A 24,274-nucleotide genomic window follows, 5' to 3' on the forward strand; every position below is an offset into this window, starting at 1 on the left:
ATCGGAGCCTTCTGTCGACGGAGCCGTGACGTTGAAAGAGCCTTGGCGCTATTCGGCGACAGGCGTCAGCATCGCGCTGCGGGTGACGCCGCGCGGCGGCCGTGACGACATCGACGGGATCGAGCAACTGGCCGACGGTCGCAGCGTGCTCAAGGTGCGGGTGCGGGCTATTGCCGATGGCGGCGAGGCCAATCGCGCCGTTTTGGGACTTTTGGCGAAGTCGCTCGGTGTCCCCAAGGCCAGCGTGCGGCTTCTGTCCGGGGCCACGTCGCGGTTGAAGCAGATCGCGGTCGACGGCGATCCCGTGCGCCTGGGCGATGCCCTGCGCCGGCTCGCGTCGTCCGAACCAAGGGAATCGAAATGACGGCCAAGATCATCGATGGGAAAGTCATTGCCGCGGAGCTGCGCGCGCGCGTCGCCGACGAGGCCGCCCGCGTCAAGCGCGAGCACAATTTGGTGCCCGGGCTTGCGGTCGTCCTGGTCGGCAATGATCCGGCCAGCGAGGTCTATGTCCGCTCCAAGCATACCCAGACCCAGGCCGCCGGCATGGCCTCGTTCGAGCACAAGCTGCCGGCCGATGTCTCGCAGGCAGATTTGCTGGCGCTGGTCACAAAGCTCAACCGCGATCCTGCCGTGCACGGCATCCTCGTGCAGTTGCCGCTGCCGAAGGGCCTCAACACCGAAGCCGTCATCAATGCGATCGATCCCGCCAAGGACGTCGACGGCCTGCATCCGAACAATGCCGGCCGGCTCGCCGGGGGCTTTCAGGCGCTGTCGCCGTGCACGCCGCTCGGCTGCATCATCCTGACCAAGAGCGTGCATGCCTCGCTCGAAGGCATGAATGCCATCGTCATCGGCCGCTCCAATCTGGTCGGCCGTCCGCTGGTGCAGTTGCTGCTCAACGAGAACGCGACGGTGACGATCGCGCATTCGCGCTCGCGCAATCTGCCGGGCCTGGTGAAACAAGCCGATCTCGTCTACGCCGCCGTCGGCAAGCCGGAGATGGTCCGCGGCGACTGGCTGAAGCCGGGCGCGACCGTGATCGATGTCGGCATCAACCGCATCCCCAGGGACGACGGCAAGACAAAGCTCGTCGGCGACGTCGCCTATCAGGAAGCGCTAGGTGTCGCCGGCGCGATCACGCCGGTCCCCGGCGGCGTCGGTCAGATGACGGTCGCCTGCCTCTTGGTGAACACGCTGCGCGCCGCCTGCGCGATCGCGGGCCTGCCGAAGCCGGGGGTGTAGCCAAGCGCGCCGGACTTTCCTCGCCTCGCCCCGCTTGCGGGGGAGGCGGACTCTCCGCGAATCCAACTCTCACCGCCCTTGCGGAGGCTCCCCCTTACCATAGCCGATGCTTCGCATCGGCGTTCTTTTCTGAGAACGGCGGCCGAAGGCCGCCTACGCCTCTCCCCGCAAGCGGGGCGAGGGAGAAGAGCTCACCCCGCCGTATTCTCGATCAGCCGCCGGTAGAACCGGATCATGTCGGCATAGCCTTCGATGCTCAGCCGCTCATTGGTGCCGTGAAAGCGCTTGAGGTCTTCCGAGTTGGCGCGCACCGGCGAGAAGCGGAAGATGTTGTCGGTGATATCGGCATAGTGACGCGAATCGGTTGCCGCCACCATCAGGCCGGGTGCGACGACGACGTCGGGAAAGACCTCGCGAATGGTTTTGTTCAGCGCCTGATAGGACTTGCCCGCCGTGCCCGTGACTGGTGGCGGGTTGGTATTGCCGGGGAACGGTGCGATCGAGATCTTTTCGTTCTGGATCGTGGTGCGGACGTGATCGGTAACGCTGTCCTGGGTGTCGCCGGGCAGCAGACGGAAATTAACGGTGGCCTCCGCAATGCCGGGCAGCACGTTGTCCTTGTCGCCGGCATTGAAGATCGTCAGCGCCGTGGTGGTGCGGACCATCGCTTCGCTGGGGCCGCTCTTCGCGAATTCGCGTAGCAAGAGCGGCTTGAACAGCCAGAGGTTCGACAGCACCACGCGGTTGAACCCGCTCATCTCCGGCGCCAGCGTGTCGAACATCTCGGCGACCGTGCCGCGAACATGCATCGGCAGGCGGTTGTCCTCGAGCCGTGCCAGCGCCGCGCTCATCATGCCGATCGCGGTCTCGCGCGGCGGCATCGAGGAATGGCCGGGCGTCGAATGCGCGGTCAGCACCAGCGTGGCATAGCCCTTTTCCGACAGGCCGATCAGCGCCGCCGGCTTGTCGAGGCCTTTCATGACGCCATCGGCGATCAACAGGCCTTCGTCGAGCACGAAGTCGAAGCGCACCCCGCGCGCGGCGAGCGCTGCCGCGATCGGCTTGGCGCCGCGGGTGCCCGCCACTTCCTCGTCATGGCCGAAGGCGAAGTAGATGGTGCGCTTCGGGCGAAAGCCCTCCTTCGCCATCTGCTCGGCCGCTTCGAGTATCGAATAGAGGTTGCCCTTGTCGTCCCAGGAGCCGCGGCCCCAGATGTAGCCGTCGGCGATGGCGCCATCGAACGGCCTTTGCTGCCAGTCCTTCTCGGTGCCGGGCGCGATCGGCACGACGTCCTGGTGCGCGAGCAGCGCAATCGGCTGCGCCTTCGGATCAGATCCTTCCCAGATGTAGAGCAGGCTGTGACCGCCGATCACCTCGCGCTTGGCAGCAGCGTGGAAGGCCGGCAAGCTCGCAATGATATGCGCCTCCAGGGCGCGCAGCGCCTCGGCGTTCTGCTCCGGATTGAGGAAATTTGAGATGGTCTGGAAGCGGATCGCCTCCGACAGCCGTTTCGCCGCGCCCTGCGTGTCGACGGGCGCGCGCGGAATGGCGGCGACCTGGATCTGCCGCGAGCCGCGGGTCACGACGTTGTAGGCGAGCACACCGGCGAGAATTACGATTCCAGCGACGATCAGCAGAGCGACGTTGCGGATGATTTTGAGAAGCCGGCGCATGAAAGTGTTCGCGTGCCCAAACTGCCCTGTCATTCCGGGGCGCCCGTAGGGCGAACCCGGAATCTCGAGATTCTCAGGTGCGCAATTGCGCACCATAGTTCGGCTCTTCGAGCCGCCCCCATTGCGCAACTGCGCAATGACGACTACGTCGTCACTTCTTCTTTTTCGCGCGCTCGATGCCTTCGGTGATCAGCTTGTGCGCGTCTTCCGGACCGCCCCAGCGCAGGATTTTCACCCACTTGCCCGGCTCGAGGTCCTTGTAGTGCTCGAAGAAGTGCTGGATCTGCTGCAGCGTGATGTCGGGCAGGTCGGAGTACGACTTCACCTTGTCGTAGCGCTGCGTCAGCTTCGAGGACGGCACCGCAAGAATCTTCTCGTCGCCGCCGGCCTCGTCTTCCATGAACAGCACGCCGACCGGGCGCACGCTCATGACGGCGCCGGGGATGATGGCGCGGGTGTTGACGATGAGGACGTCGCAGGGGTCGCCGTCGTCGGACAGCGTGTGCGGAATGAAGCCGTAATTGCCGGGGTAGCGCATCGGCGTATAGAGGAAGCGGTCAACCACCAGCGTGCCGGCCTCCTTGTCCATTTCATATTTGATCGGCTCGCCGCCCACCGGCACTTCGATGATGACGTTGACTTCATGTGGCGGTTTGGTCCCGATCGAGACCGCGTCAATACGCATGGAAAGCTCCGTTAATGCCGAGGTCGTTCAATCGCCCGGCAGCGATTTGGCCCTGTCATACGCGGGCTTGGAGCAGCTATCCACCCAACTTTCGCGAAATAATGAACTCAGCTTCCGGCCTACGCGAAAAAGCGCAACGGTATCAACGGAAGGATAGAGCTTCCCGAACTCAGTTGGTCCAGGCGAAGGCAACCTTGTCGAGCGACTTCGGCCCGAATCGCTCCGAGGAGCGCGCCACCATGCGGCCGCCCAGTGCCCGGTAGAACTCGGTGGCCGGATCGTTGTCGGACAGCGCCCAGACCACCATGCTCTTGAGGTTGCTCTGCATCAGGTCGCGGCGGGCCGCGGCGAACAGGCGGCGGCCAAAACCCAGGCCCTGGAATTCCGGGCGCAGATAGAGCTCGTAGATCTCACCGTCAAAATGCAGGCTGCGGGCACGGTTGCGGCCGTAATTGGCGTAACCGGCGATCTTGTCTCCGAACACCAGCACGCTGACACGGCTACCCTTGCGGATCGCGCTATCCCACCACTGCGGACCGCGGCGGTTGATCAGCTTTTCCAGTTCGGCGCCGGGGATGATGCCCTGATATGCGGAGCGCCAGGCCTCGTCATGGGTCGACGCCACCGCAGTTGCATCTGCAGGCTTGGCCGGCCGGACCTCGATCAGGGTTGTGCTCATGGACAGGATCAAACCAAGTCGCCGCGCCGGCGGCAAGGGCTATCGTTAATTATCGGTTAACGTGTGGATTTTCTGCATCAGTATTTCAACTAAGTTGTACCGAAAGAGGACAGGACGCCGCATTTGATGGCACGGGACTGTGACGTGCCAGTGCAAAACTGCCGCGGCGGCGATGGTTTCAAGCGCTGGTGAGCCCATGCAGAAAACAGCGGCCAAGTTGATTCGCGCCCGCTACTCTGCCCGCGATCTCTGCATCCCGCCCCGGCATTTCATGCGCTGCTTCAAGGTCGTCGTCGCCATCCTCGTGCTTGCCGCGTTCGCAAGCGCGCCAACGCGGGCGCAAAACGGGCTCGGGCCGCTCGGCGGCGAGGACGAGCCCTATCGAAAGCAACAATGGCGCCTGCCGTCTTCAGACGCGGACCATCCTGCGCGGGGTCTGCTGTTTCGGCCGCCCGGCGACGGGCCGTTCCGCCTGGCTTTGATCGCCCATGCCACGACGCAGAACGTCCTGCGTCGCGTGCAAATGCCGCAGCCCGAATACCAGGCGCTCGCCGCGTTCCTGGTCGCGCGCGGCTTTGCCGTGCTGGTGCCGGAGCGGCTCGGCCATGGCGCGACCGGCGGCCGCTACGCCGAGGATCAGGGCGGCTGCGACGAGGCCGACTATGCCAGCTCCGGCCGCGCCACCGCCGAGCAGGTCTCGCTCGCGCTGGAATTCTTGCGCGGCCAGAGCTTTGTCCGCGAGGACGGCGCGGTCGTGCTCGGCCATTCCGCCGGAGGGTGGGGCGCGCTTGCGCTCGCCAAGCAGGACCCGAAGGCGCTGTCGGCCATCGTGGTCTTTGCAGCGGGGCGCGGCGGACACGCCAACGACTTTCCGAACCGCATCTGCGCGCCGCATACGCTCACGGCGGCCGCGGCCGAATTCGGCAAGGCGGCGCGCATTCCGGTGACCTGGCTCGTGGCCGCCAATGACACCTATTTCGCGCCGGCATTCTCGCGGCAACTGGCGGACGCGTTTCGTAGCGGCGGCGACAAGGTCGATTTCCGCGCGCTGCCGGCTGTTGGCGGCGAGGGGCACTGGATGATCGAGACCGAGGCCGGCGTCAAAGCGGTCAGCGCCGAGCTTGACCGGGCTCTGAAAACTTCGCCGCCGGTGGCGGCCAGAAAACCATGATGCTGTATTTCCTGGTCAAATATCTGCATGTGCTCGGTGCCATCGTCATTCTCGGCACCGGAAGTGGCATCGCCTTCTTCATGCTGATGGCGCATCGCAGCCGCAACGTCGAGTTCATCGCCCGCACCGCATCGGTCGTGGTTATAGCGGATGCGCTGTTCACGCTGTCGGCCGTGATCCTCCAGCCCGTCACAGGTGGCGTCTTGATGATGCTGTCGGCGACATCGATCGCGGAGCGCTGGCTGACGGCCTCGCTCGCACTCTATATCGTGGCAGGCCTGTTCTGGGTGCCCGTGGTCTTCATGCAGATCGAGATGCGCGACCTCGCGCGCAAGGCGGCGGAGATGCGCGAGCCGCTTCCGCCGCGCTATTTCGTGTTGTTCCGCCGCTGGTTCATATTCGGCTTCCCCGGCTTTGGGGCGACGATGCTGATCCTGTGGCTGATGATCGCAAAGCCGTTCTGAGGGAGTGATGGGCGAGGTTTCGCAAAATATTCTCCTGCTCGGCGCGTCCGGCCTGATCGGCCGCTTCGTCACCGATGATCTGCGAGCGCGGGGATTTCGCGTGATCGGCGTCGCCCGGTCCCTGTCGCCGGCGCAGAAGATGAGCGCGCTCGATCTCGAATTGTCGATCCTGTCGCTGGATGCGGCGGCGCTGACGCGCCTATTGCGCGAGCACGCGGTCGAAATGGTCGTGAACTGCCTCGGTGTGCTCCAGGATGGTCCCGGCAGCGACACGAATGCCGTGCATCGGGATTTCGTCGCGCGCCTGGTGCAGGCGATCGGCGACAGCGGCCGCGCGATCCGGTTGGTGCGCATCTCGATTCCCGGTGCGGCCAACGATGACCGTACCGCTTTCGCGACGACCAAGCGCGAGGCCGAGCGCCTGATCGCAGCATCCGGCATTCCCCATGCCATCCTGCGGCCCGGCTTCGTGGTGGCGCCATCAGCCTATGGCGGCAGCGCCATGCTGCGTGCGCTCGCCGCCTTTCCGCTCGATCTACCGGAGAAGGAAATGGCGACGCCGTTCCAGCCCGTCGCGGTTGAAGACATCGCCGCCACGATCGCGTGGCTCGCCGCACGCGACGTCGACGACGCATCCGTGACGGCCGTGACGTGGGATCTGATGCAGCCACAGCCGATCACCATGGCCGGCGTCATCAAGCAGTTCCGCTTCGCCTTCGGCACCGCCGGCTGGCCGCATGTCGCAATGCCTGCCTTCCTGCTCGATTGCGGTGCAAGGCTCGGCGATTTCGCCAATCGCCTCGGCTGGATGCCGCCGATGCGCTCCACCGCGATTACCGAGCTGCGCCGCGGCGTGACCGGCGATCCCGCGGCCTGGGTCGCCGCGACCGGCATCACACCGAAGACGCTGGCGGAGACGATCGGCCGGCATCCCGCGACCGTTCAGGACAAATGGTTCGCCCGGCTGTTCCTGGTGAAGGCGCTGATCATCGCGAGTCTGGTGGCGTTCTGGCTCGTCTCCGGCTTCATCGCGCTGTTCGTTTCCTACCGCGCCGCCGCCGGCATTTTGACCGCACACGGCTTTCCACCTGGTCTGGTCGACCCGATTACGATCGGCACCAGCCTGATGGACATGAGTATCGGTGTCTTGATTGCATTTCGCCGCACCTGCGCGATCGGGCTCGTTGCCGGGATCGTCGCCTCGCTCGGCTACATGGCCGGCGCAGCGATCCTGACACCGGACCTCTGGATCGAGCCGCTCGGTGCGCTCGTGAAGACCGGGCCTGCGATCGTGCTGATGTTGGTGGCGCTTCTCATGTTGGACAACCGCTGATGAGTCAGTGGCCCGACGATGACGTGATCCTCTTCGACGGCGTCTGCATCTTCTGCTCCCGCTGGGTTCGCTTCGTCGCCAAGCGCGACACTGCGCGGCGGTTTCGCTTCACGCCGATCCAGTCGGGCTACGGCACACGGCTCGCGCGGACTTTTGGGATCGACCCTGATGATCCCGACACCAATGCGGTGATCCACGGCAGCAAGGTATTTCTGAAGTCAGACGCGGCATTGACGGTGCTGTCGCAACTACCCGGCTGGAGCTGGGTGCGCGTGCTGTTCGCCGTGCCAAAACCGCTGCGCAACGCCGTCTACAATCTCGTCGCCCGCAACCGCTACCGCATTTTCGGGAAGTACGATGCGTGCTTCGTGCCGGATGCGGATTTGCGGGCGCGAGTGATTGAGTAGCTGTCAGCGCGAGACTGGCGACACCAACTACCTGTCGTCCCGGCGAAAGCCGGGACCCATATGTGGACGGCCCCCGTGGCACAAGAGCTGTTTAATGAGATCGGGTCGCTTGCATCCATATGTCCGGCCTGTTGAGCGCGATCGGGTAGACCGCTGGCCAAGATGGTTTGCGCGATGCGAGTTCCAAACAACCCGGCGACCTGTTGACGGCCAATGGGTCCCACGGATTGTCTCGCATCGTTGCTCGATCGATCGCTCCATCTGCTCTTGCAGCTCCGGGACGTCCGGCGAGTGGGCCCGCCGGCCGGCCAATCTGTTAGGCGGCGACTGCCGCAGCGGCATTCAATCGTGCGGCGTCATAACTCTCGCCCGTCGCCATCAGCTTCCATGCGATGCGGGCCACCTTGTTGGCGAGAGCCACGGCCGCAAGCTTCGGCGGCTTGCGCGCGATCAGGGCCAGCAGCCAGCGCGAGTGTTGACCACGGCCCCGCCTGGCCTGCTGGATCACCGCCGTGGCCCCGACGACCAGCAGACGGCGTAGGTCCTCATCGCCCGCCCGGGTAATCTTGCCGAGCCTGGTCTTGCCTGCGGTGGAATGGTCCTTAGGCGTGAGGCCGAGCCAGGCCGCAAAGTGACGGCCGGAGCGGAACGCCCGCGGATCAGGCGTCTTCATCACCAGCATCGTCGCAATGATCGGACCGACCGAAGGGATCTGCGCCAAGCGCCGGCCCATGGCATCGCCGCGGTGCCAGGCCATCAGCTTGGCCTCAACCGTCTCCAACTCGCCCTCGAGCCTGACGAGCTCCCGGCCCAGCACGACAAACAGCTCACGCGCCAGAGTGGGAAGCGTCTTGTCCTGCGCGATCTGCGCCAGCAGCGGTTCGATCGCCTCCCGTCCCTTCGGCGCGATCAGGCCATATTCCGCCGCATGGCCGCGGATCGTATTGGTCAACTGGGTGCGCCGGGCGATCAATCCATCGCGCCCGCCCGTCAGCATCAACGCAGCCTGCTGTTCGGCGCTCTTCACCGGCACAAAGCGCATGCTCGGCCGGCTCATCGCCTCACACAGCCCTTCCGCATCCCGGTAGTCATTCTTGTTCCGCATCACGTAGGGCTTCACCAATTGCGGTGCCATCAGCTTCACCTCGTGACCGAGCTTGCGAAGCTCTCGCGCCCAATGTTGCGAAGCTCCGCAGGCCTCCATCCCGATCACGGTCGGCGGCAATTTGGCGAAGAACTCCAGCACCTGCTTGCGCGACAGCTTCTTGCGCAAGACCGGTTGCTCCGCCGCATCAACCCCATGCAGCACAAAAATATACTTCGACGTATCCATCCCAATGCGGATAATCTGGTTCACGGACGGCTCCCATGTATGAGATCTAGACAACCTCATTCTGGCACACTGATGCCGTAGGGGGCCGTCCACACCATCAACCCCAGGGAGCAGTTTGGCGAAGACTGGGAGTTAAAGCTTCAATGCGCGGTACGAACACTGAAGTTAACGGATAGATCACGCGGTGGGTCCCGGCCTTCGCCGGGACGACATTGGGGATGGTCTAGCGCCTTGCCAACGCCGCCAGCACTTCCCTCGCCGCGCGCTCGCCTGAATCCCTTGCCCCATGCGCCGTCGAGAAAAAGTTCGGCGAGGTCGCTTCTCCTGCGAAAAACAGCCGTCCATCCACCGGCTGCGCCAGCACAGCGCGGTCGCCGGAATGGCCGGGCAGGGCGTGCGAGTAGGAGCCGCGCGCGAAGGGGTCGAGCGTCCAACGCGATTCGCGCAACGGTTTTAGCTTGCGGCGAATGTCGTTGCCGAGGAAGCCGGCGATCTCGTCGATGCTGTGCGCGGCAATGGCGCCGTCGCCGGCATTTTCCAGCTCGCGCGCAAACGTGCCGCCGAAAAAGCCCTCGATGCAGGGTTGGCCGAACGGGCGGATATGATAGGTGCCCATTTTGGTGCGCATGGTGGCGCCGCGCAAATTGGCTTCCTTGGGAAAGACGTCTGCATCTGCAAGCGCCAGCGTCACCTTGTCGTCGGCGCCGAGCGGCAGGCCGCGCGCCGCATCGACCTTGGCGGGCAGCGCCGGCGAGAAGCGGATCGCTTCGTCGGCGATCAGGTTGGTCGGCACGGTGACGATGATCTTGTCCGCGGTCAGCGCGCCCAGCGAGCTCTCGATGCGCACGCGCTTGCCGGAATGATCGATCAGCGTGACGTTGCAGTTGAACGCCACGGGGCAGGGCGCGCCATAGGCTGCGATCAGCGTGCCATAGCCGCGGCGCACGCGCCAATTGGTGTTGGTGTCCTCATAGGCTTCCCAGTCGAGGATCGAGACCTCGTCGAGCTCGCAGCCGTTCACATAGGTCGAGATCGCATCGATCATCGGGTTCCAGCGATTGCCGGGTGCGAGGCAGGTGGCGGCCGGCCGATCCTTGCCGCTCGCGGCGGCGTCGCTGAGGCGATCGTAAAACTCATCGAGCGCGCGCATAAAATCGTCGCGCTCGCTTTGCGGAAAGGCGTTGCCATAGGCGCGCTCGCGCCAGGGCGGCAGGCGCTTGTTGAGCTCGAAGCCGAGCTCTCCTGCGATCGCTGCAAAGGAATTTTGCTCGGCCGAGTGCAGCCAGCCGCAGCCGACGTCGAACGTCACCTCAGGCGAGGCTTGCACCGTCCAGGCGCGCCCGCCGAGCCGGTCGCGCGCCTCTAGCACGACCACGGAAAGGCCGGAGCCATTCAGCGCATGCGCCGCGCCGAGGCCGGCCGCGCCCGCGCCAATGATCGCGACGTCGACGGAGGAGGGGAGGGACATTGCGCCGTCTATTTCATCGTCATGCCCGGGCATAGCCGTCTGAAGGACGGCGTCGCTTCCGCTCGCCTACGTCCCGGGCATCCACGTAGTTCCCACCCAGTATCGAAGACGTGGATGGCCGGGACAAGCCCGGCCATGACGATTTGGTTTGGCCAGTAGGCTTACGCCACCGCTTCCCGGGCCTTCTCGGCGCGCTTGCGCTCGTTCGGGTCGAGGTGCTTCTTGCGCAGCCGGATCGATTTCGGCGTCACCTCGACGAGCTCGTCGTCCTCGATATAGGCGAGCGCCTTTTCCAGCGTCATGCGGATCGGCGGCGTCAGGCGCACCGCTTCGTCCTTCGAGGTGGTGCGGATGTTGGTGAGCTGCTTGCCCTTCAGCACGTTGATCTCGAGATCGTTGTCGCGGGTGTGCTCGCCGACGATCATGCCGCGATACACCTTCCAGCCCGGCTCGATCATCATCGGGCCGCGATCTTCCAGCTTGAACATGGCGTAGGCGACGGCTTCGCCCTGCTCGTTGGAGATCAGCACGCCGTTGCGACGGCCCTGGATCTCGCCCTTGTACGGCGCATAGCCGTGGAACAGGCGGTTCATGATCGCGGTGCCGCGGGTGTCGGTGAGAAGCTCGCCCTGGTAGCCGATCAGGCCGCGGGTCGGCGCGTAGAACACCAGACGCAGGCGGTTGCCGCCCGAGGGCTTCATCTCGATCAGCTCGGCCTTGCGTTCGCTCATCTTCTGCACGACGACGCCGGAGTGCTCCTCGTCGACGTCGATGACGACCTCCTCGATCGGCTCCATCGTCGCGCCGGTGGCCTCGTCCTTCTGGAGCACGACGCGGGGACGCGACACCGAGAGCTCGAAGCCCTCGCGGCGCATGGTCTCGATCAGGATCGCGAGCTGCAATTCGCCGCGGCCCGAAACCTCCATCGAATCCTTGTCGTCAGCCTCCACGACGCGCAGCGCGACATTGCCCTCGGCCTCGCGCAGCAGGCGGTCGCGGATCATGCGGCTGGTCACCTTGTCGCCCTCGGTGCCCGCGAGCGGCGAGTTGTTGACGATGAACGACATCGACACGGTCGGCGGATCGATCGGCTGCGCCGGCAGCGGCGTCTCGACGGAAGGGTCGCAGAAGGTGTCGGCAACGGTGCCCTTGGTGAGGCCGGCAATGGCGACGATGTCGCCGGCTTCGGCTTCATCCAGCGGCGTGCGCTCGATGCCGCGGAACGCCAGGATCTTTGTGATGCGTCCCGTCTCGATCTGCTTGCCGTCGGCGGAGAGCACCTTCACCTGCTGGTTCGGCTTGAGCACGCCGGAGGAGATGCGGCCGGTGATGATGCGGCCGAGATAGGGATTGGCTTCGAGGATGGTGCCGATCATGCGGAACGGACCCTCTTCGACCTTCGGTGGCGCGACGTGGCGCAGGATCAGGTCGAACAGCGGCTCCATGCCCTTGTCCTTCGGACCCTCGGGGCTGTCGGCCATCCAACCCTGCTTGGCCGACCCGTAAAGAATGGGGAAGTCGAGCTGCTCCTCGCTGGCGTCGAGTGCCGCGAACAGGTCGAACACCTCGTTGATGACTTCGGTCGGGCGGGCGTCGGGGCGGTCCACCTTGTTGATGACGACGATCGGCTTCAGGCCGACCTTCAACGCCTTGGAGACCACGAATTTGGTCTGCGGCAGCGGGCCTTCGGCGGCGTCGACCAGCACCAGGGCGCCGTCCACCATGTTGAGGATGCGCTCGACCTCGCCGCCGAAATCGGCGTGGCCGGGGGTGTCGACGATGTTGATGCGGGTGTCCTTCCACTGCACCGAGGCCGCCTTGGCCAGGATGGTGATGCCGCGCTCGCGCTCCAGATCGTTGGAGTCCATGGCGCGCTCGGCGACCTTCTGGTTCTCGCGGAACGTGCCGGACTGCTGGAGGAGGCGGTCGACCAGGGTCGTCTTGCCGTGGTCGACGTGGGCGATGATGGCGACGTTGCGGAGGTTCATGGGTAGAGCTTCTTTGCGTTCGAACAATGGGTTAAGCGCGATCTCGCCGGTCAGACCGGGACCTCTTCTCGGACAACGCTGAAAACGTGAAAAACGGGGCCTGCTTCGCCCAAAAAGGAAGCCCGGCCAGATCGACCGGGCACACCCTGCGCGTTTGCGGCGCAATATATGCAAAAACCGTCAAAAAACAATGTGTTCTTTGGCTGTTGGTTGACTGAATTTTGCCCGGGGATTCCCGGGGCTTAGGGGCCGGCCGGGGGTCGTTTGGCGTTCCGGCCGCCAATCGCCTTCGCGATCAGCCAGATTCCCCCGGCGCTCACCAGCAAACAGACCAGGACGATCACGGTGATCACCGGATCGCGGCCGCTTCCGGCCCCGAAAGCCAGCGCGCAGAGGCCCGGGAACAACAGGATGACGCCGACCACGATCATGAGCGCGGTCCGCCAGCCGCTGCGCCCGGGCGGCGGACCCGCGGGTGGGGGTGCGCTGTCGGTGTTGCTCATCGTTGCCTAGCTCCGCCGTCCCTTGATGGCCACCCAGATCAGCGCGACCCCGACGGCGCCCACGACCAGACCCAGGAAGACCAGCGGCGCGATGTCGGCATCGATCCGGCCGCCCTCGGACACGGAGATACCGCCGAAAACGATCGCGCAGAGGCCCGGGAGCAGCAAGATGACCCCGCAGATCACCATGAGCGCCGTCAGGCAGCCGCCGCGCGCCGGCGGGACCGGCGGAGCGGCCGGAGGATTTGGCTCGCTCATCGCTGGATCTCCTCACTCTGTCGCGCCTCGCGATAGGTCTGGCCGGCAAGCTCGGCGCGGATGCGGTGAATCGCGCCGTTGCGGTAGAACAGATTGTAGGTGTCGAACGGGATGATCGCGCCGTTCTCGGTCACGAAATGGATGCAGGATCGCTTGACGTTGCCGACGCAGAAATTGAAGCGGTCGAGAAACTGCACGATGGTGACGCGGAAGACATTCTCGTAACCGAGGCCTTCGGGCACCTGGAAGGTCGGCAGACAGCACAACAGCTCGCAGACGCGCTCGGAGGTGTTGAGCGGGCCCGATGAGAGCGAAAACAGGTCGACGAATTTTTCCCGCAGCACCGGATATTTCTCCGGACTGATGGTGTTGGGCATCACGGCGAGAAGCTGCTCCTGCGGGATCAGCGAGGTCAGCGGCAACACCTTGTCGCCATTGCGCAGGCCGTAGCCGATCGAAATGCTCTCGGGGTTGCAGGGCAGCGGGATCATGTCCTTGTCGCCGAACACTCCGGTGTCGATCACGCGCTTGCGGATCTCCGACAGCATGATGCGGTCGGTCTCCTTGTTGAAGTCTTCGTTGCGGCCTGCGTCCTGCACCGGCTGGAGCGTGACACCGCGCACGCATTTCCATGTCAATGCGTGGCGGACGATGTCGCCGATCTCATGATCGTTGACGCCGCGTTTGATGGTGGCGACGAGGGTCGTCGACACGCCGTAATGCTCGAGATTTTCCAGCGCCTGCTGGCGTATCTTGCGCAGATCCGCACCGCGCAAATTGATCAGCGCGTCCCGCTCCAGCGAATCGAACTGGAGGTAGACCTCGAGTCCCCGCCTGTTCTCGGCGAGTCGCGCGACGAAATCCTTTTCGCGGGCGATGCGCAGGCCGTTGGTGTTGATCATGACGTGGCGGATCGGTCGCGCGCGCACTGCGTCCAGGATTTCGAAAAAGTCCGGATGCAGCGTCGGCTCGCCGCCGGAGATCTGCACCAAATCCGGCTCGCCCTCGCTTGCCACCAGCGCGTCCAGCATTTTCTCGATCTTCGGCAGCGGCGTGAATTGTGTCCGCGCCGGCGAGGATTCCGCAAAGCAGACCGGGCAGGTGAGATTGCAGTGCTCGGTGATTTCGATCAGCGCCAGGCAGGAATGCTGCTCATGGTCGGCGCACAGGCCGCAATCATAGGGGCAGCCGAACTCGGTGCGTTGCTGGAACTGCAGCGGCCGGTCGCCCGGCTTGATGAAATCCTTGCACAAGCGCCAATAGGCGGCGTCGGTCGAGATCAACGTCGACTGCACGCCGTGCTCCTTGCAGCGCTTCTCGTACCAGACCTCGTTGCCGAGAATCTGGATCTTGGCCGGCACCAGCTTCAGGCAGGTCTCGCAGAGCGACTGGGTCTGGCCCCAGAAAACATAGGGACGGGCCCTACGCAGCGGCGCGTTCATGCAGGGGTCTCACTTTTGACGCCGTCGCCAGCATGACGGCGGCATAGAGCAGGATGAAGAGCGACAGCAGGTGAAACAGCGTGAAGGGGCCGATCAGCGCCCCGTAGGGCTTGAGGAATTCCCACAAGAACCGCTGCGATCCGTAATAGACGAGGGCCAGGTAGAACCCATTAGTGATGACAAAATCGTTTCGGTTCAAGACGGCCAGGACGTAAGCGACCGCGAAGGCCGCCATCGCGCCGCTCTCATAGAGCTGCACGGGATGACGGCTTAGTCCGTCGCCGAAATCATGGCCCCAGGGCAGCGCCGTCGGCGTGCCGTAGGTGAAATCATCGAGTCCCGCGAAGTAGCAGCCGAGCCGTCCGATCGCGATGCCCAGCGCCAGCGGCAGCGCGAACCGCGCACCGGTGCGCAAGGCAATGCCGGCGGACCATTTGTAGAGCTCGATCGCGACAATGCCGCCCGCCAGCGCCCCCTCGACCGAGCGCGCGATGCCGGCCTGGCCCGACAGCCACAGGTTCGACGAACCGAACAGGTAGGCGCCGAGGCCCGCGCCGAACACCAGCGCGGCGATGTAGGGCAGCTCGAACGATTGCGAGGGAAATTTCAGCCCGCGGCGCGACAGCCAGTACACCGCCGCGCCCGCCACGAGCCATGCCGCGATATCGAAGACAATGTGAAGCCCAGCCCCGCTCATGCGGGGATATTAGCGTGAGTTCAATCGGGAGCGATACGCCTTCCAAGCACTCTTCCCGCGTTTCGTGCGGCGAGGTGCAGGACGATCCCGTCACGCCGAGCTCTGGCTCGTCTCCTCGGTCGGATAGACGCCGCGCAGCACCTCCTCGAAATGGGCTTTCACCGCGTCGTTGCACAGGCAGCTGCGCAGACGCAGGCCGTTGCGGTTGCGGACCAGGATCGAGCCGCGCCGCGTCTCGATCACACCCTCGGCCTTGAACGACTGGATCACCCGGCTGGCATAGCTGCGCCCGACCCCAAGCAGGGTCGCGAGCTGCTCGTGCGTCAGCGGCACGCTGTCGTTACCTTCGGTCCGCTCCATCGCGGCCAAAATCCATTTTGCGGTGCGCTGCTCGATCGAGTGGATGGCGTTGCAGGCGGTCGACTGAAAGATCTGCGCCAGCATGCAGTCGGCGTAACGCGCAAAGATGTTGCTCAGCGTTTTCGATTTCGCCTTCGCTGCTTCCAGTCTGCCGACGCGAATGCGTGCAAAGGGTCCGCCGAATTTTACGATGATACGGGTGTAGGCCGGCAGAAAACCCTCGCTGACGATGCCGCCGACCGCACCCTCGCGGCCGACCAGAATGGTCTCGACGTCGCGCCCGTCCTCGTTGGCGACGAGAAAGGTTGCGAGCGCAGGCCCGCACGGAAAATGCACGACCTGGACATCGTCGCCGGGATTATAGAGCAGATCGTTGGCGTCAGTGGTTTCGATCGTGACGTGCGGCGCGATCAGCGCGTAGTCCGCGTCGTTCAATCTCCGCAACAGATTGTTGTAAGGCCGGCTGGTCGTCTCCGCCGCCTTGCCAGTCAACACGTCCATCGCCGATCCCCTTCTCCCTTCGTCACGTTAGCGAGGTTCGTCCAGAACTCGTGTGCACAAGTGGACAGACGGACCAACGGCGATGTGGTGAGTTTCGTTCCTGGAACTCTCCGACATGTTGGGCGCAGGTGTCGCGTTGAGGCTTCCAAGAAGGGAAGAAACATGCAGCCCTACGTCAACGAGATCATGGCATCCACTTTGCCTGACGGCCCCGACCATCCCTCCGACGTCTTGATCGCCGAGGACGACCCGATCATCGCCATCGATTTCGAAGACCGCCTGCTGGGGTTCGGCGTGAAGCACGTGCGCACGGTTGCCTCCGTCGCGCGTGCGCTTCAGGAGATCGAGAGGCGGGCGCCCGATTTCGCACTGCTCGATGTCGAGCTGGTTCGCGAGAAGAGCTTTGCGATTGCCGCGCGGCTGACGGCGGAGCAGATTCCATTCGTGTTCGTCACCGGCTATGGCGCGGAGGTGAGTATCCCGCCACAATTCGCCGGGATACCGCGGCTGCAAAAGCCGTGTCCGAGCGATGCGCTGGAAGCGGCGCTGCGCACGCGCGCTCCGTGACGGTTACTTGCCGGAGCGAATGCAGAGTTCGGCGAGGTCGCTTTCAACGCCCTCGAAGAAATTGAGTGGAGTCATTTGCGGGGACTGAACTGCCTTGATGACCGCCGCTTCCGCAGTCGCCGCCTGCTCGGACAATTTCAGGAAGCGCTTCAGCGCCTTCGACCGACTGCCATCGACGAATCTGTCCAGCGCCTCTTCCGTGGCATCGATCGGATTGAGACGTAGCAGGTCTTGATTGCCGGTGCCCAGAGGATAAACCGCGCGAAGCCTGACCCGGCGGACCAGATTGTAGCGATCGAAATTCTCAAAGACGACGTCAAGGATTTTCGCCTGACGCATTGGTTCTTCCATGGCCAGATAACGCTTAACGTCCGCATTGCCTTTCAGGCGTTCGAGTTCGGCCGTGCCCGCAAATGGCCTGGCGGAGATCTGCTGGTCGATGGGCGCCAACAAGCCTTCCAACAGCCGCGTGCCCCATTTGATGACGATGTCGCGGCCGCGCGGCCCGAGCTGGTCGGCCGCGAGCCCCTTTTCGGTCAGGCACGTCGGATCGGCGCTGACGCGCAGCGATTTGCCGAGCTCGGCGGTCAAGGCGATTCCGTAAGGCGATGCGAAGGCCTCGCGCACCCGCGCGGCCTTGTCCTTCTCCGGGGCTTGCGCCCAGGCGAGCGGTGCCTGGATCAGCAGCAACGCAATGACAATCGATCGGCGGTTAAACTGCACGGCTTCAACTCGAAATGGGCTCAAACGAAATCAGGCCCGTCCCGAAAGCGGGACGGGCCTGCAATGGTCGTTCGGGCCGGCCGGATGGTTCACCGCCAGCGGACGCAGAGTTCGCCTTAGACCGGTTTCGGATCGAGCGTGGTCGACCATAGCGCGACGTCGGCACGGTCGCGCAGCGTCACCGTCATCTGCCCGTTCGCGCCATCAATCTTGACGTGGCCGAAGAACTGCATGCCGGCTGACGGCGGCAGGTTCGGCTTGTCCTTGCCCGGCGCCTTGATGAAGCGGACCTCGGGACCAAAGGTGTTGTCGAGATCGTTGGGGCCAAACGTGCCGGCATGCAGCGGGCCGGAAACGAATTCCCAGAACGGATCGAACTCCTGGAATTGCGCCTTGTTCGGATCGTAGTAATGCGCGGCGGCATAGTGCACGTCGGCCGTGAGCCAGACCGTGTTCCTGATCGGCGCCATCTTGATGAAGCGCAGGAGATCGGCGATCTCCAGCTCGCGGCCGCGCGGCGGGCCGTCGCCTTGCGCAAAAGCTTCCGAGCCGCCCTTCGCGGTGTCGGCGACGATAAGGCTGAGCGGCATGTCGGAGGCGATCACCTTCCAGGTCGCGCGCGAGTTGAGCAGGCCGCGCTTCAGCCAGGCGATCTGGTCCGGGCCGAGGAAGTAGCTGGCGGGCCCGTAAGTCGTTTCCTGGTTCGGACCGTTGGCGCCGCGATAGCTGCGCTCGTCCAGCATGAAGACGTCGAGATGCGGGCCGTAGGCAATCTGGCGATAGACCCGGCCCGGCTCCACGATGCTCTCGCGCATCGGATACATCTCGTGAAAGGCGCGCGCAGCTCGCGCCGCGAGCAGCGTGATGTTGCGCTCCTTGTAGGCGACCGGCAGCTCCTTCGACAGCGACCAGTTGTTGGTCACCTCGTGGTCGTCCCACTGCACAAAGATCGGGACTTCGGCATTGAAGGCGCGGACGTTGTCGTCGGAGAAATTGTACTTGTGCGCGGCGCGGAATTCGTCGAGCGTTTCGGCGACCTTGGCCTTCTCGGCAATGGTGACGTTCTTCCAGAGCTTGCCGTCGGCGAGCTTCACCTCTGAGAGAATCGGGCCGTCGGCATAGATCGTGTCGCCGGAATGCAGGAAGAAGTCCGGGCGGTGCTTGCGCATGGTCGCGAAGGTGAACATGCCGCCGTCATCGGGATTGATGCCCCAGCCCTGGCCGGCGACGTCGCCGCCCCAGACGAAGCTGACGTCGCGACGATCGGCGGGCGCAGTGCGGAAGCGCCCGACCACAGGCTCGCTCTCGGCGGCAGTAAAGGAGAGATCGCGGAAGCGGACGCGGTAGAAGATGTCCTGCCCACCGGGAAGATTCTCAAGCACCATCTTGGCGGTGAAATCGCTCTCGGGCAGCGCTGGGATCGGCGGCAGCGCGCGCGCATTGCCAAAAGACTCCGATGTCGCGACCTCGACCAGCATTTGCGAGGGCCGGTCGGCACGCGCCCAGACCACGCCGCCGTCGACGGTAACGTCGCCGGACTGCACGCCGTGGCTGATCAGCGGCCGGTCGGCGGCGCGCGACAGATGCGGCATCGCGATCGCGCCGAGCGCGCCGGCGCTGGTGGAGAGGAACCGACGGCGGGAGAGTTTGATTTTCATTGGGGGATTCGCTGGCTGAGACACGGTCATTCCGGGTTCGATGCGTACCGCATCGCCCCGGAGTGACAGGGACAAGCTATATTGAGACAATGTGACGCAGCAATAACGCCGGCAAGGTGCTCAGGCGTTGCCTGCCGCGCGGAATTGCGCGCCGGCGCGCTGGAGGTTTTGCGGCAGGCTCAAGAGCACGGCCTTGCGGTCGGCAACCGCCGCATGGAATTGATCGAGCGCGATGTTGAATGCGGCGAGCCCGCCTTCCTCGATCGCGCCATGATCGAAGCAGCGCAGCGTATCGCGTAGGATTTCGTCGGCCTCGGTCTGCATCTGGTCGAGCTCTTCGGTCGTCTCGCTCTTCCTTGCCGCGACGATCATATCCATGAGCCGTTCGCGCAGATGGCTGTTGTTGTCGCGTTCGTCCTTCTTCAGGTAACCCGCGAACCACGCGCCGATCGAGCCCATGGCGGAGAGCGCCATCAGGCCCCACCAGATGTAATCGCTGTACTTGTCGAGGAAGGTCTTTTCTTCGCCGTCGACGAAGGCGGCCGCACCCGGATGCACGGGAATCACGGCGTCCTTGTCGGTGTCCGGCGTCTCGATCTTCGCGGCCAGCGGGAATTCCGTCACCAATTGCTGACGTATGGCGAAGAGCTGCCGGGTGAACATCGCAACCGTGGTTTCCGACAGGCCTTTGCGCGCCACGATGTGGTGCGCGAAGCTGATCGTCTTGACCTCTTCTTCCGGCCGGTCGGGAGAACCTCCGTAAGTGCCGGCAGGGATCTCCGCGGCTTCATACACCGGATGGTTCTGTGCGATCGCATCGGCCGAGTCGATCGCAAGGAAGGTCGGAACGCCGCCGTCCTTGGCCGAGGCCGCAATGGCGTCGGCGGTGATCTTGCTGTTGACGGGACCGGCGGCGAGGAAGGCATCGGCCTTCTGGCCGCGGATCATCTCGGCGGCTTCGTTCGCCGGGAATTGCACGATGTCCACCTTGGCGGGATCGACGCCATATTGCTGCAGGATCACCTTCAGCAGGTTGACGTTGGCCTGCGTGCGGCCGACCACGCCGACGCGATGGCCGGCAAGCTGCGCGATCTTGGTGATCTTCGGGCCCTTCTTCTTGCCCTTGCCGGGCGGCGGCACCCAGAGCACCACGACGTTCTTGCGCAGCGTCGCGACGGCCTGTGCGTTCTTGGGAACGTCGAGGTCGCCGCGCACGATGGCGAGATCGACCTTGCCTTGCGCGAGCGCTTCGGCGCTGGCGGTCGCGCCGTCTGTCTGAACCGGGCGCAGCCGCACATAACCTTTGCTCTGCGCGAAGGCCTGGGTCAGCGTCTGCACGACCTTGACGTCATCGCTGTTGGCAGGCCCCACCGCGATCTTCAGCGTCACCGGCCGCATCGCGAAGTAATAGCCGCCGACCAGCGTGCCGATGACGGCGAGCACGAGTGCGAGCGACACAAGCATGGTCTTCCGCGCCGCCGATCGCGGCGACGTCGGCGTGGGTATGTCGGCCAGGTCGGTACCCCCGGTCATCGATCTCCCAAACATGCGTTTCAGGCCTGGTTTCATCCTGGCCTGATAGCTACGCCCACAATTGTAGCAAATTTCTTGCCCGCCGGGGTTACATCTCCGTCATGGTTAGCGGATGGACGAAATCCGTATGAACCGGGGCGTAAGCCGGGTGTTAGGGTAAAGTTCCCCTGAAGAACGGAGGCGGTCATGGCGGAGCGGTTGTCGTCGGAAGCGCGCAAGCAGGCCCTGGGCGGGCTGGCGGGCTGGAATGAGACCCCGGGACGCGAAGCGATCGGCAAGACCTTCACGTTCAAGGATTTCAACGAAGCCTTCGGCTTCATGACTCGCGCGGCCCTGGTCGCCGAGAAGATGGATCACCACCCCGAATGGCGCAACGTCTACAAGACGGTGGAGGTGGTGCTGGCCACCCATGACGCCGGAGGCGTCACGGCCCTCGACATCGAGCTCGCCAGGGCGATGAACGCCATCGCCAAAGCCTGACCGCGACAGTTCGGTATCTTGCGGGGCGTCGGCCAATCCCCATCTTGTGAACGACGACGGATGCGGCCATCGGCCGCGCCGGGCTGAACGGGGAGTTTCGACCATGGCTGCCGAACACAGTGTCGGCTTCGAGCCGGCCGATCGGCTCGCGGAAGATCGCGACAGCGTGCGCCGGCGCTTCTGGCGGAAAGCGAAGCGTGTCGCGGCGCACCTGCCATTCGCCGAAGATCTGCTTGCCGCCTATTACTGCGCCTTCGACAAGCAGACGCCGCGCCATGTCCAGGCGTCGCTGTTGGGAGCGATCGCCTATTTCATACTGCCGTTCGACTTCGTTCCCGACGTGCTGCCGGTGCTCGGCTTCACCGACGACGCCGCGATTCTGGCGACCGCGATCAAACTCGTCGCCAGCAACATCACGTCGGAGCACCGCGAAGCCGCCCGCGCCGCGCTGAAGCGCGGCGTGGAGGAGGCGGCGGGGTAGGCGCAATCGCGCTCGGTTGCCAACCCCAATGTCGTCCTGGCTTTTCGCCAGGACGACCATCCGGAAAAAGACGCCCGCTACTTCCGCGCCTGCGCCCGTGCGTTCTCGGCTTCCCAGGCCTGGAATTGCTTGAACAGCGCTTCCTTGTCGGTCTCCGACTGCACCACCTTGGCCGCCGCGGGATTCTGCTTCAGGAAGGCCTCAAAACGCTGCCGTGCCACCGGCTCGACGCCGTGGCTGTCGAGCCATTGCTGGGCGACCGGCAACCGGTTCCAGCCCGACAGGGGCGCGGCGAGCGAGACTTCCTTCCATTTCGGATGGAACGGCGGATTCTGCAGCGTCGGGAATTTCGTGAAGAACGCGTCCACGAATTGCGCGATCTTGCGATAGCGATCGGTGTTCGCCGCCCAGCTATAGGCCGCGAGCACGGCCGGTACCGCGATCGTATCGACGGTCTCGCCGTCCTTGATCAGGTTCGGGTAGTCCTTTGCGGTCAGCGTCGCCGGCAGGTAGTCGCTCTGCAACGGCTTCGCATAGTCGACCGTCGCGAGATGGAAGCGGCCGTCATTGTTGAAGGTCGAGACCGACTTGTACGGTTTGCCGCCGACCACGATCACGGCGTCGATCTCGCCGGCCTTCAATTTCTCCATCGCGATGCGCTGCTCGACATAGACGAAGTTCGCCTTGATTCCGAGCCGCTCGAACACCGTCAGCGCGGTGACGAAGGTGCCGCCATTGGGCAGGTCGACGCTGACCTTCTTGCCTTCGAGATCCTTCAGAGTCGCAACCGATCTCGGCGCGATCACCTGCATCTCCTCATTGTAGAGCTTTGTCACATAGGTGAACTGCTTCTTGATGTCCTTGGCAAAGCCCTTGCGCTCGAGATAGTCGAGCGTGTCGGCCCGGACGATGCCGAGGTCGACGCCTTGCAAGAACAAAATGTCGGCGACGCTCTGCACCGAACCGCGGCCGACGATCGGCAATACGCGCAACTTGTTGCCGTCGTCGAGCACGGAGGCGAGGTCTGCCCCGAACTGTACATAGGTGCCGCCGATTGTGCCGGTGATCAGCGTCACCGTATTGGCGTTGAGTGCCTGCTTGGTCGAGGTCGAGCCGAACTGGAAGATCGCCTTCAGACTGTCGGAGACCTTGGTCGGGTCATATTCGGCCTGCTCGGCGGCCTGCGCGGCAGAGCCGCAGATCATCATCATGGCGGCAAGCGCCATTCTCGCAACGTTGCGCATCGTGTTCCCTGCTAAGTCGGTTCTAGTTTTGAAGCTGAGTGAGGCGCTGCCGGGCTTCCGCCGAGCCGAGCTTTGCCGCTTTCTGGTACCAGTCGCGCGCGGCGGCCGGGTCTGCGGTGATGCTGCGTGTGTCCTTGGTGCCGAGCACCGCCGGATCGAAAGTTTGTCCCAGCATGAAGGCGGCGGCTGCATCCTGCGCATTTGCGGCGCGTTCGAGCAGCAGCCGTGCGGCCGAGATATCGCCGATGGCGATCAGGCTTTTGGCGCGGGTCATCAGCCCCGCCAGCGTATCGGCGTCGAGCGTCTTCGCGACCGGAGGCGTCGGCGGGGGTGCCGGCGCAGCGGCGGGCGCTGGCGCAGGTAATGGCGTCTGCGCCTGCAGCGCGGTCTGGTAGGCGTTTGCGATCGCCTCGCGGCTCGGCGCCGCCGGTGCCGGTGCCGGTGCCGGTGTCACGACATCCTTCGTGTCGGCGCTCGCAAGCTGCATCGGGTTCGATACGCGCGCCGGATCCTTCAGCGGGATCTGGCGGACCGGCGGAACGTTGGCGGGTGGCGTGGCCGGCTGGTTCGCCATCACGCTGCTCACCCAGGCGCCGGTATTGAGTTGCAAGAGGCGGCTGACATCGGCCTGAAACAGGACGATCAGCACCGCAATGGCGCTCGCAGCGAGAACGCTCGCCACGATCTGCGTGGCGAGGCCGGCGCGCGGCCGCACGCTGCGTGGCGAAAATTCCTGCGGGTCGGGCGCGCTTTCCGGATCGGACAGAAACAGCGGAATCGGATCGTGTGGTGAAAGGTCGGTCCGGTCAGCGCGTGCCAGATGATACGGCATGGCTAGCGGATCGTTCGTGTCCTGCGCGACGTCGAAAGCCCTCGACGCCGCGGAGGGACGGTAGGCCGTCGTCTCCATGGTCAAACTCCCCAAATACTGAACGCAACGCTGGGGCAGTCCCTGACGCCAGTTTTCTTATTGTTGTTGTCCAGAAGCGCCCCGCAAACTGGAACCGGTAAATCGCTGTTTGAATCAGCCCAAAAAACGACGGCGGTTTGCGCGAATCAGGAAACTTTTGGGTTTGATTGGGGCGATGCCGCGGAGCGCACCACAATTTTGCGCGCGGTGGTTGAAGGTAAATTTACCATGCCAGAGACGCTGTGCGTGCAACGAAGTCTCAGCAAAACCACGAATTGAGGGCACGGTTTCGCCCACCCACCGCTGTCATGCCCGGGCTCGCCGCCTTCGCTAAGGCTTCGGCGGGCGAGCACTCTTGTGGCCCGGGGTGAGTCGGGACCGGGGCATCCAGTACGCCGCGGCCGCTCGGTTAAGTCGCAGCCGTCTCTGGAATACTGGATCGCCCGATCAAGCCGGACGTTGACAGTTGAA

24 protein-coding genes and 1 pseudogene are annotated in these 24,274 nt (G+C 64.3%); 9 read left to right on the plus strand and 16 right to left on the minus strand.

The window, feature by feature from the left end; genetic code table 11:
• The first annotated feature begins 31 nt into the window (after nucleotides 1-31).
• Both JQ632_RS15550 and folD read left to right on the plus strand, forming a co-directional pair.
• The gene (locus tag JQ632_RS15550; protein ID WP_212403487.1) at nucleotides 32-364 is read left to right on the plus strand and encodes a DUF167 domain-containing protein; all 333 of its coding nucleotides are present in this window, start codon (nucleotides 32-34) and stop codon (nucleotides 362-364) included.
• A complete protein-coding gene (folD, locus tag JQ632_RS15555) occupies nucleotides 361-1,245 on the plus strand; it encodes a bifunctional methylenetetrahydrofolate dehydrogenase/methenyltetrahydrofolate cyclohydrolase FolD (RefSeq protein ID WP_212403415.1) in 885 nt (294 codons plus the stop codon). The genes JQ632_RS15550 and folD overlap by 4 nt, the downstream gene beginning before the upstream one ends.
• A 191-nt stretch (nucleotides 1,246-1,436) precedes the next feature.
• Here the strand turns inward: folD and JQ632_RS15560 are convergent, their stop codons facing one another.
• From JQ632_RS15560 to JQ632_RS15570, 3 genes are all read right to left on the minus strand, one after another.
• Entirely contained in the window at nucleotides 1,437-2,918 is a 1,482-nt protein-coding gene (locus JQ632_RS15560) for a M20 family peptidase (RefSeq protein WP_212403417.1), read from the minus strand.
• Between the two features lie 151 nt (nucleotides 2,919-3,069).
• On the minus strand, nucleotides 3,070-3,603 hold the full coding sequence (ppa, locus tag JQ632_RS15565; protein WP_212403419.1) for an inorganic diphosphatase: 534 nt from the start codon (nucleotides 3,601-3,603) through the stop codon (nucleotides 3,070-3,072).
• Between the two features lie 169 nt (nucleotides 3,604-3,772).
• Nucleotides 3,773-4,282 (minus strand): GNAT family N-acetyltransferase, encoded by a 510-nt coding sequence (locus JQ632_RS15570; RefSeq protein WP_212403421.1) that lies wholly within the window; start codon nucleotides 4,280-4,282, stop codon nucleotides 3,773-3,775.
• A 271-nt stretch (nucleotides 4,283-4,553) separates the two neighbouring features.
• On the opposite strand from JQ632_RS15570, the gene JQ632_RS15575 reads away from it, so the two are divergent.
• The 4 genes from JQ632_RS15575 to JQ632_RS15590 are packed head-to-tail and all read left to right on the plus strand — an operon-like array spanning nucleotide 4,554 to nucleotide 7,657.
• Nucleotides 4,554-5,453, plus strand: a complete 900-nt coding sequence (locus JQ632_RS15575; protein WP_212403489.1) for a S9 family peptidase — start codon at nucleotides 4,554-4,556, stop codon at nucleotides 5,451-5,453.
• Nucleotides 5,450-5,917, plus strand: a complete 468-nt coding sequence (locus JQ632_RS15580) for a DUF2269 domain-containing protein (protein ID WP_212403423.1) — start codon at nucleotides 5,450-5,452, stop codon at nucleotides 5,915-5,917. Before JQ632_RS15575 ends, JQ632_RS15580 begins: the two co-directional genes overlap by 4 nt.
• A 7-nt stretch (nucleotides 5,918-5,924) precedes the next feature.
• Nucleotides 5,925-7,250, plus strand: a complete 1,326-nt coding sequence (locus tag JQ632_RS15585) for an SDR family oxidoreductase (RefSeq protein ID WP_212403425.1) — start codon at nucleotides 5,925-5,927, stop codon at nucleotides 7,248-7,250.
• Entirely contained in the window at nucleotides 7,250-7,657 is a 408-nt protein-coding gene (locus JQ632_RS15590; protein WP_212403427.1) for a thiol-disulfide oxidoreductase DCC family protein, read from the plus strand. The genes JQ632_RS15585 and JQ632_RS15590 overlap by 1 nt, the downstream gene beginning before the upstream one ends.
• A gap of 316 nt (nucleotides 7,658-7,973) precedes the next feature.
• Here the strand turns inward: JQ632_RS15590 and JQ632_RS15595 are convergent, their stop codons facing one another.
• From JQ632_RS15595 to JQ632_RS15630, 8 genes and pseudogenes are all read right to left on the minus strand, one after another.
• Nucleotides 7,974-9,014 (minus strand): IS110 family transposase, encoded by a 1,041-nt coding sequence (locus JQ632_RS15595; protein ID WP_212403429.1) that lies wholly within the window; start codon nucleotides 9,012-9,014, stop codon nucleotides 7,974-7,976.
• Between the two features lie 199 nt (nucleotides 9,015-9,213).
• Complete coding sequence (locus tag JQ632_RS15600) at nucleotides 9,214-10,458, minus strand: NAD(P)/FAD-dependent oxidoreductase (RefSeq protein WP_212403431.1); 1,245 nt, start codon at nucleotides 10,456-10,458, stop codon at nucleotides 9,214-9,216.
• Nucleotides 10,459-10,619: 161 nt separating this feature from the next.
• Nucleotides 10,620-12,446, minus strand: coding sequence for a translational GTPase TypA (gene typA, locus JQ632_RS15605; protein WP_212403433.1), 1,827 nt, complete (start codon nucleotides 12,444-12,446; stop codon nucleotides 10,620-10,622).
• Between the two features lie 242 nt (nucleotides 12,447-12,688).
• The gene (locus JQ632_RS15610) at nucleotides 12,689-12,949 is read right to left on the minus strand and encodes a hypothetical protein (protein WP_212403435.1); all 261 of its coding nucleotides are present in this window, start codon (nucleotides 12,947-12,949) and stop codon (nucleotides 12,689-12,691) included.
• 6 nt (nucleotides 12,950-12,955) lie between these two features.
• The gene (locus JQ632_RS15615) at nucleotides 12,956-13,207 is read right to left on the minus strand and encodes a hypothetical protein (RefSeq protein ID WP_212403437.1); all 252 of its coding nucleotides are present in this window, start codon (nucleotides 13,205-13,207) and stop codon (nucleotides 12,956-12,958) included.
• Between the two features lie 653 nt (nucleotides 13,208-13,860).
• A pseudogene (locus tag JQ632_RS40445) lies at nucleotides 13,861-14,649 on the minus strand (radical SAM protein); the annotation flags it as partial.
• Nucleotides 14,630-15,346 (minus strand): prolipoprotein diacylglyceryl transferase family protein, encoded by a 717-nt coding sequence (locus JQ632_RS15625; protein ID WP_212403441.1) that lies wholly within the window; start codon nucleotides 15,344-15,346, stop codon nucleotides 14,630-14,632. The gene JQ632_RS15625 and the pseudogene JQ632_RS40445, both read right to left, overlap by 20 nt.
• A 90-nt stretch (nucleotides 15,347-15,436) precedes the next feature.
• Nucleotides 15,437-16,207 (minus strand): Crp/Fnr family transcriptional regulator, encoded by a 771-nt coding sequence (locus JQ632_RS15630; protein WP_212403443.1) that lies wholly within the window; start codon nucleotides 16,205-16,207, stop codon nucleotides 15,437-15,439.
• A gap of 162 nt (nucleotides 16,208-16,369) precedes the next feature.
• Here JQ632_RS15630 and JQ632_RS15635 point away from each other — a divergent pair, with 162 nt between their 5' ends.
• Complete coding sequence (locus JQ632_RS15635) at nucleotides 16,370-16,774, plus strand: response regulator (RefSeq protein ID WP_249152020.1); 405 nt, start codon at nucleotides 16,370-16,372, stop codon at nucleotides 16,772-16,774.
• Nucleotides 16,775-16,777: 3 nt separating this feature from the next.
• Here the strand turns inward: JQ632_RS15635 and JQ632_RS15640 are convergent, their stop codons facing one another.
• From JQ632_RS15640 to JQ632_RS15650, 3 genes are all read right to left on the minus strand, one after another.
• On the minus strand, nucleotides 16,778-17,365 hold the full coding sequence (locus tag JQ632_RS15640; protein ID WP_212403445.1) for a hypothetical protein: 588 nt from the start codon (nucleotides 17,363-17,365) through the stop codon (nucleotides 16,778-16,780).
• 248 nt (nucleotides 17,366-17,613) lie between these two features.
• Nucleotides 17,614-19,155 (minus strand): alkaline phosphatase, encoded by a 1,542-nt coding sequence (locus tag JQ632_RS15645; RefSeq protein WP_212403447.1) that lies wholly within the window; start codon nucleotides 19,153-19,155, stop codon nucleotides 17,614-17,616.
• A 120-nt stretch (nucleotides 19,156-19,275) separates the two neighbouring features.
• Nucleotides 19,276-20,724 carry a TAXI family TRAP transporter solute-binding subunit gene (locus tag JQ632_RS15650; protein WP_212403449.1) on the minus strand — a complete coding sequence of 483 codons (1,449 nt, stop codon included), beginning with the start codon at nucleotides 20,722-20,724 and terminating at the stop codon, nucleotides 19,276-19,278.
• Between the two features lie 150 nt (nucleotides 20,725-20,874).
• On the opposite strand from JQ632_RS15650, the gene JQ632_RS15655 reads away from it, so the two are divergent.
• Nucleotides 20,875-21,168, plus strand: a complete 294-nt coding sequence (locus JQ632_RS15655; protein WP_212403451.1) for a 4a-hydroxytetrahydrobiopterin dehydratase — start codon at nucleotides 20,875-20,877, stop codon at nucleotides 21,166-21,168.
• Nucleotides 21,169-21,271: 103 nt separating this feature from the next.
• On the plus strand, nucleotides 21,272-21,649 hold the full coding sequence (locus JQ632_RS15660) for a YkvA family protein (RefSeq protein ID WP_212403452.1): 378 nt from the start codon (nucleotides 21,272-21,274) through the stop codon (nucleotides 21,647-21,649).
• A 77-nt stretch (nucleotides 21,650-21,726) separates the two neighbouring features.
• Here the strand turns inward: JQ632_RS15660 and JQ632_RS15665 are convergent, their stop codons facing one another.
• The gene (locus tag JQ632_RS15665; RefSeq protein WP_212403453.1) at nucleotides 21,727-22,893 is read right to left on the minus strand and encodes a TAXI family TRAP transporter solute-binding subunit; all 1,167 of its coding nucleotides are present in this window, start codon (nucleotides 22,891-22,893) and stop codon (nucleotides 21,727-21,729) included.
• Between the two features lie 22 nt (nucleotides 22,894-22,915).
• Nucleotides 22,916-23,803, minus strand: a complete 888-nt coding sequence (locus tag JQ632_RS15670; protein WP_212403454.1) for a hypothetical protein — start codon at nucleotides 23,801-23,803, stop codon at nucleotides 22,916-22,918.
• Between the last annotated feature and the right edge of the window lie 471 nt (nucleotides 23,804-24,274).

The sequence above is a fragment of the Bradyrhizobium liaoningense genome, assembly GCF_018130955.1.
Taxonomy (GTDB): Bacteria; Pseudomonadota; Alphaproteobacteria; order Rhizobiales; family Xanthobacteraceae; genus Bradyrhizobium; species Bradyrhizobium liaoningense_C.